Below are 13234 nucleotides of genomic sequence, written 5' to 3' on the forward strand. Positions count from 1 at the left end.
GTCGGTAGGCGCGTGCGGGCCAGGATGTCGATGCCGGGCAACTGCGCCTCGGCGCATCCGGGAGCGGTCCCATCGCGCCCAAGGCCATGCCCGCGGCAGCGGCATCCATCGCAGAGCGTCTTCGAGGGCGGCGATTTCCGGAGTGCGTCGGCGTGGCCGGCTTGCGCTGCGCGCGCGATGCCCTGCCGGATCAGCGCCGCCGCGCGCCCAAGCGCGCGCGCAGGCCAGGCCAGCTCGAAGTGCCGATCACCGCCAGCGAGAGCGATATCTCGGCCCAGGCGAGCGCGGCCCGCTGCGGATGCGCCCAGGCGCTCATCACTCCGTGGCTGAACCAGAACAGGGCCAGGACGCCGGCCCAGAACGCCGCGCGGCGGCCGCCCCGCCAGCACGGCACCGCCAGCAGCAGCGGCGGCAGCGCGAACACCAGCAGCGCGGCGGCGGCATGGCGGTCGTCGTGGAACCAGGCCAGGTACAGCACCGCCAGCGCCAGCAGCGCGATTCCCGACAGGCGGTGGGCGGCGGGCATGGCCATCAGCGCGCCATCCGCGCGGCGACGTCGGCCAGGCGCCGGCCCAGGGCGCGCGCCAGCGCGGCTTCTTCCTCCGACAGTCGCGGGTCGTCCTGCGTCCCGGCGACGTGGCTGGCGCCATAGGGCGTGCCGCCGCTGCGGGTGCTGGTCAGCAGAGGCTCGGTATAGGGGATGCCGAGGATCAGGCAGCCGTGGTGCAGCAGCGGCACGTGCATCGTCAACAGCGTGGATTCCTGCCCCCCATGCTGGGTGGAGGTGGAGGTGAACACGGCCGCCGGCTTGCCGACGAGGGTGCCGCTGGCCCACTCGGCGCCCAGGCCGTCGAGGAAATGCTTGACCGGCGCGGCCATGTTGCCGAAGCGGGTGGGGCTGCCCAGGGCCAGGCCGGCGCACTCGGCCAGGTCGTGCGCGTCCACGTACGGCGCGCCGTCCTCCGGCACCGGCGGAGCGGCCTGCTGGGTCACCGCCGCCACCGGCGGCACGGTGCGCAGGCGCGCCTGCATTCCCGGCACCTCCTCCACCCCGCGCGAGATCTGCCGGGCCAGGCGCGCGACCGAGCCGCCGCGGCTGTAGTAGAGGACCAGGATATCGGGCATCGGGCGGGTTCCGGGCATGGGGAGGCGCCAGTATCGGCGATCCGGCGGCGCTGCGGCCCGCGCGCCGCTTCGGGTAGGCTTCGCGGGTGGGCATCGTGGAAACCGCCATCCGCTGGAGCGAACGCGTGCGCGACCCGGCGCGCGCGGCCACGTTCGCGCGCTTCCTGTGGCGCCGCTTCCTGGACGACCGCCTGTTCCAGGCAGCCGCCGCGCTGGCCTACACCACCGCCTTCGCCCTGGTGCCGCTGGCGGTGGTGGTGTTCGGCGTGCTGGCCGCGTTCCCGGTGTTCGACCGCTGGAGCGACCAGCTCAGCCACTACGTGTTCTCCAACTTCGTGCCCAGCGCCGCGCGCACGGTGGAATCCTCGCTGCGCCAGTTCTCGGCCAGCGCCGGGCAACTGACCGCGGCGGGCATGGTGGCGCTGGTGGCCTCGCTGCTGGTCACGCTCAACAGCGTGGAGAGCACCTTCAACCGGATCTGGCGGGTGGCCTCGGCGCGGCCGCGGCTGAGCCGCTACCTGGTCTACTGGACCGTGCTGACCCTGGGCGCGCTGCTGGCCGCCGCCTCGCTGTCCATCTCCGCGCGCTTCTTCGCCCTGCCGCTGTTCGCCACCCCGGAGGGGCGCTGGCTGGCCGACATCAGCCTGCGCCTGGCGCCGGTACTGATCGAACTGGTGGCGGTGGCGCTGGTCTACCGCGTGGTGCCGCACCACACCGTGCAGTGGCGCCATGCCTTCGTCGGCGCGGTACTGGCCACGGTGCTGCTGGAAGCGGTGAAGGCGGGGCTGAGCCTGTACCTGGGCAGCTTCCAGACCTACCAGAAGCTGTATGGCGCGCTGTCGATCGTGCCGATCCTGATGCTGTGGATCTACCTGGGCTGGGTGGCGATCCTGCTGGGCGCCTCGCTGGCCTCCTCGCTGGCGGCCTTCCGCTACCAGCCGGCCGCGATGCGGCTGCCGCCGGGCTACGAGGCCTATGCGCTATTGCGCTTGATCGGCCGCTTCCAGGACGCGCGGCGCGAGGGCCGGGGCCTGCACACCGACGAACTGCTGGCGCTGGAGCCGATGCTCACCGACTCGCTGCTGCAGGAGTTCCTGTGCCGCCTCGACGCAATCGGCATGCTGCGCCGGGACGAGCGCGGCGAATGGCTGCTGGCGCGCGACCTGGAGCGCCTCACCCTGGCCGAACTCTACGAAGCCTGCCAGTTGCGCATCCCCATCGACGAGGCGTGGCTGCCATGCCGCGACGATGCGCTCGGCACGGCCGCCATCACGGTGCTCGACGACCTGCGCCTGCCCTTGCGCGACGCGCTGAAGCGGCGCGTGGGCGACCTCTACTCCCCCTCCACAGAACCCACCGGAGCCTGATCCATGCGCCTGCCGAAAATCGTGGTGTTGTTCCCGCTGCTGCTCCTGCTGCCGGCCGCATGCGACCGCACGCCCGAAGCGTCGCCCGAGGCCGCCGCCGCGATGGAAGCGCCTCCCGCGCCGCCGGCCTCGGGCGAGGAAGAGAATCCCGCCTCGGGTGGGGCAGAGCAGACCGCGCCCATGCCGCGGTTCTCTTCCACCGCGCTGGATGGAAGCCCGTACGACCTGGCCGCGCACCGCGGCAAGTGGGTGGTGGTGAACTTCTGGGCCACCTGGTGCGGGCCGTGCCTGAAGGAAATGCCCGAACTGTCGGCGCTGCACACCATGCGCGAACAGGTGGAGGTGGTCGGCCTGGCCTACGAGGACATCGAGCCGGAGGAGATGAGCGAGTTCCTGCGCGAGCGCCCGGTGTCCTACCCCATCGTCATCCTCGATCCGTACGATCCGCCGCAGGATTTCGCCACGCCGCGCGGCCTGCCGACCACCTACCTGATCGCGCCCGACGGCACCGTCGCCCACCACTTCCTGGGGCCGGTGACCGCGGCGGACCTGGAAGCGGCCATCGCCGAGGCGGGAGGGTCGGTGGGAGGCGGCCGGTGAAGGCGGCGCGCTTCCTCGTGTCGGGCCGGGTGCAGGGCGTGCGCTTTCGCGCCTCCACGCGCGAACAGGCGCAGCGCCTGGGCCTGGACGGTCGCGCCACCAACCTGGTCGATGGCCGGGTCGAGGTGGTCGCCATTGGCCCCGCCCACGCGCTGGAGGAACTGGAACGGTGGCTGCGCGTCGGGCCGCCGCAGGCGCGCGTGGAGGCCGTCGAGCGCGACGCGCATGCCGGCCCCGTGACCGCCGGCTTCGGCATCGGCTGAGGCGGCCGCCCCCTGCGCGGCCGCGGCTCAGTCCGCGGTCAGCCGCGCCAGTTCGTCGGCCTGGTGCTCCTGCTGCAGGCGGGCGACCAGGGGGGCCAGCCCGCCCTCCAGCACCTCGGGCAGGTCGTACAGGGTCAGGCCCTCGACCCGGTGGTCGGTGATCCGGCCCTGGGGAAAGTTGTAGGTGCGGATGCGCTGGCTGCGGTCGCCGCTGCCCACCTGCAGACGTCGGCTCTGCGCCTGCGCGGCCTGCTGGCGGCTGCGCTCGGCGTCCAGCAACTGCGCCTTCAGCCGCTTCATCGCCTTGTCGCGGTTGGCGTGCTGGCTGCGCTCGGTCTGGCTCTCCACCACCGTGCCGGTGGGCAGGTGGGTGATGCGGATGGCCGAGTCGGTCTTGTTGACGTGCTGGCCGCCGGCGCCGGACGAGCGGAAGGTGTCCACCCGCAGGTCCGCCGGGTTGATCGCGATGTCCTCGACCTCATCGGCCTCGGGGATGATCGCCACGGTCGCGGCCGAGGTATGGATGCGGCCCTGCGACTCGGTGGCCGGCACCCGCTGCACGCGATGGGTGCCGGACTCGAACTTCAGCTTCGAATAGGCGCCGCGCCCGACGATGCGGGCCACGATCTCCTTGTGCCCGCCGTGCTCGCCCGGGTTCTCCGATTCCACTTCCACCTTCCAGCCCTGGCGCTCGGCGTAGCGTGCGTACATGCGGAACAGGTCGCCAGCGAACAGCGCGGCCTCGTCGCCGCCGGTGCCGGCGCGCACTTCGAGGAACAGGTTGCCGTCGTCGCGCGGGTCCCTGGGTACCAGCAGCAGGGCCAGTTCGCCGTCCAGCGCGCCCAGGCGCTCGCGCGCCGCGGCGATCTCCTCCTCGGCCAGTTCGCCCAGCTCCGGGTCGGTGCGCATCGCCTGCGCGGCGGCGAGGTCGGCCTTGGCCCGGGCCTCGTCGGCCAGCGCGGTGGCGACCGGTTCGAGCTGGGCGAACTCGCGCGACAGGTCGCGGAAGCGGGCGTTGTCGGCCACCACGCCGGGGTCGGCGAGCAGGCGCTCCAGTTCCTCGCGGCGCTCGGCCAGCGCTTCAAGCTTGCGGCGCAGGCTCGGGGTCATCGGTCGGCCGGGAGACGGGATGGGGGTGGGAATAGCCCGGCTTGGCCGGGAACAGCCGCTCGGCGGCACGCGCCAGCTCGGCATCGCCGCTGAGCGCGGCCTCGCGCAGGGCCGCGGTCGGCGGGTGCAGCAGGCGGTTGGTCAGGGTGTGGGCGAGGAACTGCAGCACCTGGTCCGGGTCGCGGCCGCCGGCCAGTTGCTGCCGGGCGCGGGCCAGGATCTCGTCGCGGGTGCCGTCGCCCAGCGCGCGCAGGCGCTTGAGCGTGTCCTGGCGGCTGCCGGCCTGCAGGGTCTCCATGTAGCGGGCGACCTGCAGGTCGATGATGGCCTCGGCCGCCTCGGCGGCCTCGTGGCGGCCGCGGCGGTTGTCTTCCACCGCCCGTTCCAGGTCGTCCACGGTGTACAGGTAGGCATCGGCCAGCCCGGCCACACCCGGCTCGATGTCGCGCGGCACGGCCAGGTCGAACAGCAGGACCGGCTTGCGCCGGCGCGCGGCCAGGGCGGCCTCGACCTGGGCCTGGCGCAGCACCGGTTCGCGGCTGGCGGTGGCCGCGAACACCACGTCGGCCTCGGCCAGGTGGCGGTCCAGTTCGCTCAGCGGCAGGGCGTAGCCGCCGTGGCGGCCGGCCAGGTCCTGGGCGTGGGCGAGGGTGCGGTTGGCCACCAGCAGCCGGCCCACGCCGCCCCTGGCCAGGTGGCGCGCGGCCAGTTCGATGGTCTCCCCGGCACCGACCAGCAGCACGGTGGAGCCGGGCAGGTGGGCGAACGAATCCTGCGCCAGCCGGACCGCGGTGGAGGCCACCGAGACCGGGTTGACCCCGATGCGGGTATCGGTACGCGCGCGCTTGGCCACGGCGAAGGTCTGCTGGAACAGCCGGTCCAGGCGATTGCCCAGGGCGCCGTGCTGGCGCGCCAGTGCCCAGGCGTCCTTCACCTGGCCCAGGATCTGCGGCTCGCCCAGCACCATCGAGTCCAGGCCGGTGGCGACGCGGAACAGGTGGCGCACCGCATCGGCGTCGTGGTGCCGGTAGAGGTAGCCGTCCAGGCCCGGCGCATGGGCGTCGAGCCACTGCGCCAAGGCGTCGCCGTTCTCGGCCACCGCGTAGATCTCGGTGCGGTTGCAGGTGGACAGCAGCGCCGCCTCGGCCACATCCGGCAGCCCTTGCAGCGACGCCAGCGCCCGTGCCAGCGCATCGCCGGCAAAGGCGACACGTTCACGCAGGTCGACCGGCGCGGTCTGGTGGTTGAGGCCGAGGAGCCACAGCGTCATGTTCAGGTGCTTGCGCTAATCTGCTGGCTTTAGTTGGGGCTGCCATTTTACGGCCCGGCCGGTGCCAATGCCCGTATCGCTTCATTCCATCCGCGGAGTCCAGCGCCCGCGGTCTCGTTTCTACGGTGCGTGGGCGCGCCTGGGCGCCTTGCTGTGCCTGGCGCTGGCGGCCGCGCCGCTGGCCCGTGCGGGCACGCGCGACATGCTCGTGCCGCTGATGGCGGGCGAATACGCCTTGCAGGCCGGCCAGCTCGATGCCGCCGCGCGCTGGTACCTGGCGGCCGCCCAGGCCGCCGAGGACGACGCGGCCCTGGCCGAGCGCGCCACCCGCATCGCGCTGCTGGCCAACGACGACCTGCGCACCGCGCAATCGCTGCGGCTGTGGCGGCAGCGCGCGCCGCAGTCGGAGGCCATGCGTGCGGCCATCGCCACCCTGGCCCTGCGCGAAGGCCGGCTGCGCAAGGCGCGACGCGAGCTGGAAGCCCTGCTGCGCTCGCCGGATCCGCGCGGCTGGCGGTACGCCCTGTCGGCCCTAGGGGGCGGCCGCGACCCGGACCGGATCGCGCGGGTGCTGGGCTGGCTGGTGGACGATGGCGCCATCCCGGGCGAACTGCCCGCCTGGCAGGAGTTCGGCCGGCTGGCGCTGCGCCTGGACGATGCGGCGCTGACCCGGCGGATCGTCGACCAGTTGGCCGACCGCTTCCCCGAGGAGCCCCGGGTGGCCGTGCTGCGCGCCGGCCAACTGCAGCAGGCCGGCCGCGATCAAGAGGCCCGCGCCATGCTGCGCCAGGCCGAGCCGCGGGCCGAGCACGACCCGGAAGTGCGCGCCATGCTGGCCATGGCCTACGAATCGCTGCGCGACTACGGGCAGGCGGCGCGGGTCATGGCCATGGGCGCGCAGGACACCACCACCTACAGCGTGCGTGCCTCCCTGCTGGCGCGTACCGACGACACCGACACCCTGGGCGCGTTGTATTCGGAACTGGCGGCCGACGCCAGCAAGCCCGACCCCTCGCGGCGCCTGCTGCTGGGGCGCATCGCCGAATTCCTGAAGCGCCCCGCGGAAGCCGTGGGGTGGTATCGCGGCGTGCCCGGCGGGCCGCAGCGCAACGAGGCGCGCATGCGCACGGCCGTCGCCCTGCACGAGCTGGACCGCAAGGACGAGGCCTACGCCGAGGCGCGCGCATTGCAGGACGAAATCGCCGCGTCCGGCGACATGCGTCGCGACGCCTACCTGCTGGAGGCCGAGCTGCGCCAGCGTGCCGGCGAAGGCGAGGCTGAACTGGATGCGCTGGACCGCGGCCTGGCCGCCTGGCCCGACGACACCCACCTGCTGTACGCACGTGCCCTGGCCTGGGAACGCCGCGACCGCATCGACCGTGCCGAGGCCGACCTGCGCCGTCTGCTGGTGTCCGAGCCGGAGAACGTGGCCGCGCTCAATGCGCTCGGCTACACCCTGGCCGACCGGACCACCCGCTACCAGGAGGCGCTGGAACTGATCGACCGCGCCCGCGTGGCCGAGCCGGACGACGCGGCCATCGCCGACAGCTATGGCTGGGTGCTGTACCGCCTGGGCCGCCACGAGGAAGCGCTGGTCGAGCTGCGCCGGGCCTGGGGAATGATGAAGGACCCGGAGATCGGCGCCCACGTCGGCGAAGTGCTGTGGGTGCTGGGCCGTCGCGAGGAAGCGCAGCGCTACTTCGACGAGGCGCGCCGGCTCGACCCGGACAACCGCGCGCTGCGCCGGGCATTGCAGCGCTTCGGCCTGCCGGGGCGGGGCACGTGAGTCGGCGCCTGGGTGCGCTTGGCCTGGCGGTGTTCCTGTCCCTGGCCGGCTGCGCGACCGCCCCGCCGCGCCCGGCCGCGCCGCTGCTGGAACCGGGCGAGGTGCCCGTTGCGGCGCGCCAGGCCGAGGCGGCGCGTCGCGCGTGGCTGCAGGCCCGGCCGGACTGGGCCTTCCAGGGCCGGGTGGCGATCAGCCGCGGTCGCGATGGCGGCAGCGGCCGCGTGGACTGGCGCCAGCGCGAGCGCGTCTACGAGGTGCGCCTGAGCGCGCCGGTCACCCGGCAGAGCTGGCGGCTGCTGGGCGATACGCGGCATCGGGGCGGCCGCCTGGAGGGCCTGGAGGGCGGCCCGCGCGAAGGCGAGGATGCGCAGGCCCTGCTGCTGGAGGCGACCGGCTGGGAAATCCCCGTCGGCTTCCTGCCCGACTGGGTGCGCGGGGTGCCGGCGGACGACGCGGTCGCGCCGGAATCGGCCCTGTATGGCGCCGATGGGCGCCTGCGGCGCCTGCGCCAGATGGGCTGGACCATCGACTACCAGGACTGGTCCTTCGACGACGAGGAAGGCCGCCCGCCGCTGCCGCGCAGGATCGAGGCCGATAACGGCCTTGCGCGGGTCCGGCTGCTGGTGGACCGCTGGGAGTTCGGCGCGCCATGAACGCCCCCGCGGCCGGCGGCTGGTCGGAATGGCCGGCGCCGGCGAAGCTGAACCTGTTCCTGCGCATCACCGGCCGCCGCGCGGACGGCTACCACGAGCTGCAGACCGTTTTCCGCCTGCTCGACTGGGGTGATCGGATCCGGCTGCGGGTCCGCGACGATGGCCGGGTCGTGCGCCATGGGCCATCGCTGCCGGGGGTGGCCGAGTCCGACGATCTCACGGTCCAGGCGGCGCATCTACTCAAGGGTGATGCCAATTCCGCCAAGGGTGCGGACATCGTCGTGGAAAAGAACATCCCGGCCGGCGGTGGCTTCGGCGGGGGCTCGTCCGATGCGGGCACCGTCCTGTGCGCCCTCGACCGGCTCTGGGGGCTGGGCCTGGGCGAGGAACGCCTGGCCGCGCTCGGCCTGCGGCTGGGGGCGGACGTACCGGTGTTCGTACGCGGCCGCAGCGCCTGGGCCGACGGCGTGGGCGAACGGCTGCGCCCGCTGGACCTGCCGCCGGCCTGGTACGTGCTGGCCGACCCGGGCGTGCACGTGCCCACCGCCGCTCTTTTCCAAAGCCCGGATTTGACGCGAAATGCCAGGCCCGTGAAAATAGCCGACTTCGTTGCGGGAACGGTGCTCGACAATGCGTTCGAGCCGGTCCTGCGCCGCCGCGAACCGTCCGTGCAGGCCGTGTTCGATGCGCTGGCGCGGATCGGCCTGCCGCGCCTGACCGGCTCCGGCAGCGGATGTTTCGTCGAGTTCGCCGATCGCGCCGGTGCGGAAGACGCACTGGCGAGGTTGCCGCGCGGGCTGCGCGCCTGGGTCGCGGCCGGCGTGACCGAGTCGCCGCTGCGGACCGCCCTGGCGGGTTCGCGAACGTGATCCAGGGGCGTCGCCAAGTGGTTAAGGCACCGGGTTTTGATCCCGGCATTCGCAGGTTCGAATCCTGCCGCCCCTGCCAGGCAACCCGCGAGTGCTGCGGGGGTCCGCGTCTTGGCGCGGTGTTCCACAACGCGATGGCCACGATGGCCATCCCCTCCGCCCACCGACCGTAGCCGCCGCCGAAAATGAAGAAGATGCAAGAAGATCGCAACCTGCTCATCTTCGCCGGCAACGCGAACAAGTGCCTGGCCTCGAGCATCTGTCGCGAGCTCGGCATCCGCCAGGGCAAGGCGCTGGTGTCGACCTTCTCCGACGGCGAGGTCCAGGTCGAGATCGAGGAGAACGTCCGCCGCCAGGAAGTGTTCGTGGTCCAGCCCACCTGCGCGCCGGCCGCGGAGAACCTGATGGAGCTGCTGGTGCTGATCGACGCGCTCAAGCGCGCCAGCGCCTCCAGCGTCACCGCGGTGGTGCCGTACTTCGGCTATTCGCGCCAGGACCGGCGGCCGCGCTCCTCGCGCGTGCCGATCACCGCCAAGGTCGCGGCCAAGATGTTCACCGCGGTGGGCACCGACCGGGTGCTCACCGTGGACCTGCACGCCGACCAGATCCAGGGCTTCTTCGACCTCCCGGTCGACAACGTCTACGCTTCGCCGCTGTTGCTGGCCGACATCTGGCGCGCCCACGGCACCGAGAACCTGATCGTGGTGTCGCCGGACGTGGGTGGCGTGGTCCGCGCCCGCGCGGTGGCCAAGCGCCTGGACGATGCCGACCTGGCCATCATCGACAAGCGCCGTCCGCGCGCCAACGTCTCCACGGTGATGAACATCATCGGCGACGTGTCCGGCAAGACCTGCGTGCTGGTGGACGACATCGTCGATACCGCCGGTACCTTGTGCGCGGCCGCGGCGGCGCTCAAGGCGCAGGGCGCGACCAAGGTCGTCGCCTACTGCACCCACCCGGTGCTGTCCGGCCCGGCGGTGGACAACATCACCGGCTCGCAACTGGACGAGCTGGTGGTGACGGATACCATCCCGCTGTCGCCGGCGGCACGCACCTGCAGCCGCATCCGCCAGGTCAGCGTGGCCGAACTGCTGGCCGAGACCATCCGCCGCATCGCCTTCGGCGAGTCGGTCAGTTCGCTTTACGTGGATTGAGGGCGCTTAACTCCTCATCCCCGGTTATTCCCCCGTCGCGGGGACCCAAGGCTCTCCTGGTCGCGGGGGAGCCGCCAAAGCCGCCGCGAGGCGGTCCATCAACCTAGGTAGTGAAAAAATGGCAACTCATGTAATCAACGTCGAACGTCGCGAGGACGAGGGCAAGGGTGCGAGCCGCCGCCTGCGTCGCGACGGCAAGGTGCCGGCCATCGTCTACGGCGGCGACCTGCAGCCGGTCGGCATCCAGCTCGATCACGAAAAGCTGTGGCTGGCCAGCCAGAACGAGTGGTTCTACTCCTCGATTCTGGGCCTGAGCCTCAACGGCGACGTGCAGAAGGTCCTGCTGCGCGATCTGCAGCGCCATCCGTACAAGCAGCAGATCCTGCACCTGGATTTCCAGCGCGTGAGCGAGAACGAGATCCTGCGCGCGGCCGTGCCCCTGCACCTGCTCAACGGCGAGAAGTCGCCGGCCGGCAAGATCGCCGGCGTGGTGATCATGCACGAGCTGACCGAAGTGACCGTGGCCTGCCTGCCGAAGGACCTGCCCGAGGCCATCCAGGTCGACCTGTCCGACCTGGTCGTCGGCGCGGTGGTCCACCTGTCCGACCTGAAGCTGCCGGCCGGCGTGGAGATCCCGCAGTTGAAGCTGGGCAAGGAGCACGACGTGGCCGTGGTCGTGGCCAAGCACGCGCGCGGCGAGGAAGAGCCGGCCGCCGCCCCGGAAGAAGCGAAGAAGTAAGCCCGCGGCTCCCGTCCGGTTCGCCGGGCGGGAGCGTCGGTGCACTCCCTGTGATGGCGGAACTTCGTCTCATCGTCGGGCTGGGCAATCCCGGTCCGGAGCATGCCAACACCCGGCACAACGCCGGGTTTCGTTTGGCCGATGCGCTGGCCGCGCGCTCTGGTGCGCGTTTCGGCCTGGAGTCCCGGCTGTTCGGCGAGACCGCCAAGGTCGACATCGGCGGCCGCAGCGTGTGGCTGCTCAAGCCGGCCACCTTCATGAACCTGTCCGGCAAGTCGGTCGCCGCGGCGCTGCGCTACTGGAAGTTCGCCCCCGAGGAGGCGCTGCTGGCCCATGACGAACTGGACCTGCCGCCAGGCGCGGCGCGGTTGAAGTTCGATGGCGGCCATGGCGGCCAGAACGGCCTGCGCGACACCATCCACCACCTGGGGCATGGCGGGTTCCACCGCCTGCGCATCGGCATCGGCCATCCCGGGCACAAGGACCGGGTCACCGGTTGGGTGCTGGGGCGCCCCGGCAAGGACGATGCGATCCTGATCGACCGCGCCATCGACGACGCGCTGGACGTGCTGCCGCTGGCGGTGGCCGGCGACTTCAACGAAGCGATGAAACGCTTGCACACCAGCAGGGGAGCAGGGAATGGGGAATAGGGAATCGAGGGGCCGCGCGGCCTTTTCGTTCCCCATTCCCGATTCTCCGTTCCGGATTACAAGACATGGGCATCAAATGCGGCATCGTCGGCCTGCCCAACGTGGGCAAGTCGACCCTGTTCAACGCGCTGACCAAGGCGGGCATCGCGGCGGCCAACTTCCCGTTCTGCACGATCGAGCCGAACGTGGGCGTGGTGCCGGTGCCGGACCCGCGCCTTGGCCAATTGGCCGAGATCATCAATCCGCAGAAGGTCGTGCCCACCGCGGTGGAGTTCGTGGACATCGCCGGCCTAGTCGCCGGCGCGGCCAGCGGCGAGGGCCTGGGCAACAAGTTCCTGGCCCACATCCGCGAGGTCGATGCCATCACCCACGTGGTGCGCTGCTTCGAGCACGGCGACATCGTGCACGTGGCCGGCAAGGTCGACCCGCTCTCGGACATCGACACCATCGACACCGAACTGGCCCTGGCCGACCTGGACAGCGTGGAAAAGGCGCTCAACCGCGCCGAGCGCTCGGCCAAGGCCGGCGAAAAGGACGCCATCGCCCGCAAGCCGGTGCTGCAGAAGCTGCACGCCGGCCTGAGCGAGGGTCGGCCCGGCCGCGCACTGGGGCTGGACGAGGAGGAGCGGGCGCTGGTCCGCGACCTGTTCCTGCTGACCCTCAAGCCGGTCATGTACGTGGCCAACGTCCTGGAGGACGGGTTCGCGGACAACCCCCACCTGGACACCGTGCGCGCCCGCGCCGCGACCGAGGGCGCCGAGGTGGTGCCGGTCTCGGCCGCGATCGAGGAGGAGCTGTCGCAACTGGACGACGCCGATCGCGACACGTTCCTGGCCGATCTGGGCCTGGACGAGCCGGGGCTGAACCGGGTGATCCGCGCCGCCTACAAGCTCCTGGGCCTGCAGACCTACTTCACCGCCGGCGTGAAGGAGGTCCGTGCCTGGACCGTGAAGGCCGGCGCCACCGCCCCGCAGGCGGCGGCCGTCATCCACACCGACTTCGAGAAGGGCTTCATCCGGGCCGAGACCATCGGCTTCGACGACTTCATCAAGTACCGGGGCGAGAGCGGCGCGCGCGAGGCCGGGCGGATGCGCCTGGAGGGCAAGGAATACCGGGTCCAGGAAGGCGACGTGCTGCACTTCCGCTTCAACGTCTGACCCGGCCGCCGAAGAGCGCCGGATGCGTTGACATCGGCGCCGGGGGTGGTCAGAATTAAGGGCTGTTTCACCCCGGTTGCTTTTTTGCTGGCCGGTGGGAAATTCCGGAGGGATACCCAAGCGGCCAACGGGGGCAGACTGTAAATCTGCTGGCTTACGCCTTCGGTGGTTCGAATCCACCTCCCTCCACCAGCTCTACAATGCAGTACCGGAACATCGTGGCAAGCCCCGGGGCGGTCGACCGGGAAGCGGTTCCCCTCGCGGGAGTAGTTCAATGGTAGAACCTCAGCCTTCCAAGCTGATGGTGCGGGTTCGATTCCCGTCTCCCGCTCCATTGCGCCGCCCCCGATGTTCCATGCAGTACCGGTTTCACCTGCTCACGTAGCTCAGTCGGTAGAGCACCTCCTTGGTAAGGAGGAGGTCGATGGTTCGATTCCATTCGTGAGCACCATCTTTCCCGCCACGCCATGCAGGATGGCGGGTACGCGGAA

14 protein-coding genes and 4 tRNA genes are annotated in these 13234 nt (G+C 71.6%); 14 read left to right on the forward strand and 4 right to left on the reverse strand.

The window, feature by feature from the left end:
* Positions 1-190: 190 nt before the first annotated feature.
* Together HNR76_RS04250 and wrbA are read right to left on the reverse strand one after the other, a co-directional pair.
* The gene (locus tag HNR76_RS04250; RefSeq protein WP_162310897.1) at positions 191-532 is read right to left on the reverse strand and encodes a DUF2069 domain-containing protein; all 342 of its coding nucleotides are present in this window, start codon (positions 530-532) and stop codon (positions 191-193) included.
* Positions 532-1125 carry an NAD(P)H:quinone oxidoreductase gene (wrbA, locus tag HNR76_RS04255; protein ID WP_162310896.1) on the reverse strand — a complete coding sequence of 198 codons (594 nt, stop codon included), beginning with the start codon at positions 1123-1125 and terminating at the stop codon, positions 532-534. Before wrbA ends, HNR76_RS04250 begins: the two co-directional genes overlap by 1 nt.
* A gap of 86 nt (positions 1126-1211) precedes the next feature.
* Here wrbA and HNR76_RS04260 point away from each other — a divergent pair, with 86 nt between their 5' ends.
* The 3 genes from HNR76_RS04260 to HNR76_RS04270 are packed head-to-tail and all read left to right on the forward strand — an operon-like array spanning position 1212 to position 3355.
* Positions 1212-2492 carry a YihY family inner membrane protein gene (locus HNR76_RS04260; protein ID WP_162310895.1) on the forward strand — a complete coding sequence of 427 codons (1281 nt, stop codon included), beginning with the start codon at positions 1212-1214 and terminating at the stop codon, positions 2490-2492.
* Positions 2493-2495: 3 nt separating this feature from the next.
* Positions 2496-3092 (forward strand): TlpA family protein disulfide reductase, encoded by a 597-nt coding sequence (locus tag HNR76_RS04265; protein ID WP_162310894.1) that lies wholly within the window; start codon positions 2496-2498, stop codon positions 3090-3092.
* Complete coding sequence (locus tag HNR76_RS04270) at positions 3089-3355, forward strand: acylphosphatase (RefSeq protein WP_162310893.1); 267 nt, start codon at positions 3089-3091, stop codon at positions 3353-3355. Before HNR76_RS04265 ends, HNR76_RS04270 begins: the two co-directional genes overlap by 4 nt.
* A 27-nt stretch (positions 3356-3382) precedes the next feature.
* Here the strand turns inward: HNR76_RS04270 and prfA are convergent, their stop codons facing one another.
* Both prfA and hemA read right to left on the reverse strand, forming a co-directional pair.
* A complete protein-coding gene (gene prfA / locus HNR76_RS04275) occupies positions 3383-4465 on the reverse strand; it encodes a peptide chain release factor 1 (protein WP_162310892.1) in 1083 nt (360 codons plus the stop codon).
* The gene (gene hemA, locus HNR76_RS04280) at positions 4437-5735 is read right to left on the reverse strand and encodes a glutamyl-tRNA reductase (protein WP_162310891.1); all 1299 of its coding nucleotides are present in this window, start codon (positions 5733-5735) and stop codon (positions 4437-4439) included. Before hemA ends, prfA begins: the two co-directional genes overlap by 29 nt.
* 67 nt (positions 5736-5802) lie before the next feature.
* Between hemA and HNR76_RS04285 the strand changes: the two genes are divergently transcribed.
* From HNR76_RS04285 to HNR76_RS04335, 11 genes are all read left to right on the forward strand, one after another.
* Positions 5803-7521, forward strand: a complete 1719-nt coding sequence (locus HNR76_RS04285; RefSeq protein ID WP_246429007.1) for a tetratricopeptide repeat protein — start codon at positions 5803-5805, stop codon at positions 7519-7521.
* Positions 7518-8174, forward strand: coding sequence for a lipoprotein insertase outer membrane protein LolB (gene lolB, locus HNR76_RS04290; RefSeq protein ID WP_162310890.1), 657 nt, complete (start codon positions 7518-7520; stop codon positions 8172-8174). The genes HNR76_RS04285 and lolB overlap by 4 nt, the downstream gene beginning before the upstream one ends.
* Positions 8171-9043, forward strand: a complete 873-nt coding sequence (gene ispE / locus HNR76_RS04295) for a 4-(cytidine 5'-diphospho)-2-C-methyl-D-erythritol kinase (protein WP_162310889.1) — start codon at positions 8171-8173, stop codon at positions 9041-9043. Before lolB ends, ispE begins: the two co-directional genes overlap by 4 nt.
* Positions 9044-9046: 3 nt before the next feature.
* Positions 9047-9122 (forward strand) — tRNA-Gln (locus tag HNR76_RS04300).
* Between the two features lie 115 nt (positions 9123-9237).
* The gene (locus tag HNR76_RS04305; protein WP_162310888.1) at positions 9238-10197 is read left to right on the forward strand and encodes a ribose-phosphate diphosphokinase; all 960 of its coding nucleotides are present in this window, start codon (positions 9238-9240) and stop codon (positions 10195-10197) included.
* Positions 10198-10315: 118 nt separating this feature from the next.
* A complete protein-coding gene (locus HNR76_RS04310) occupies positions 10316-10936 on the forward strand; it encodes a 50S ribosomal protein L25/general stress protein Ctc (RefSeq protein WP_162310887.1) in 621 nt (206 codons plus the stop codon).
* A 53-nt stretch (positions 10937-10989) separates the two neighbouring features.
* Positions 10990-11586, forward strand: a complete 597-nt coding sequence (gene pth / locus HNR76_RS04315) for an aminoacyl-tRNA hydrolase (RefSeq protein ID WP_162310886.1) — start codon at positions 10990-10992, stop codon at positions 11584-11586.
* A gap of 65 nt (positions 11587-11651) precedes the next feature.
* Positions 11652-12743, forward strand: coding sequence for a redox-regulated ATPase YchF (gene ychF, locus HNR76_RS04320; protein ID WP_162310885.1), 1092 nt, complete (start codon positions 11652-11654; stop codon positions 12741-12743).
* A gap of 106 nt (positions 12744-12849) precedes the next feature.
* A tRNA-Tyr gene (locus HNR76_RS04325) sits at positions 12850-12935 on the forward strand.
* A gap of 68 nt (positions 12936-13003) precedes the next feature.
* Positions 13004-13077 (forward strand) — tRNA-Gly (locus HNR76_RS04330).
* 41 nt (positions 13078-13118) lie between these two features.
* Positions 13119-13194 (forward strand) — tRNA-Thr (locus HNR76_RS04335).
* The last annotated feature ends 40 nt before the right edge of the window (positions 13195-13234 follow it).

It is taken from the genome of Pseudoxanthomonas broegbernensis (genome assembly GCF_014202435.1).
Lineage (GTDB): Bacteria > Pseudomonadota > Gammaproteobacteria > Xanthomonadales > Xanthomonadaceae > Pseudoxanthomonas > Pseudoxanthomonas broegbernensis.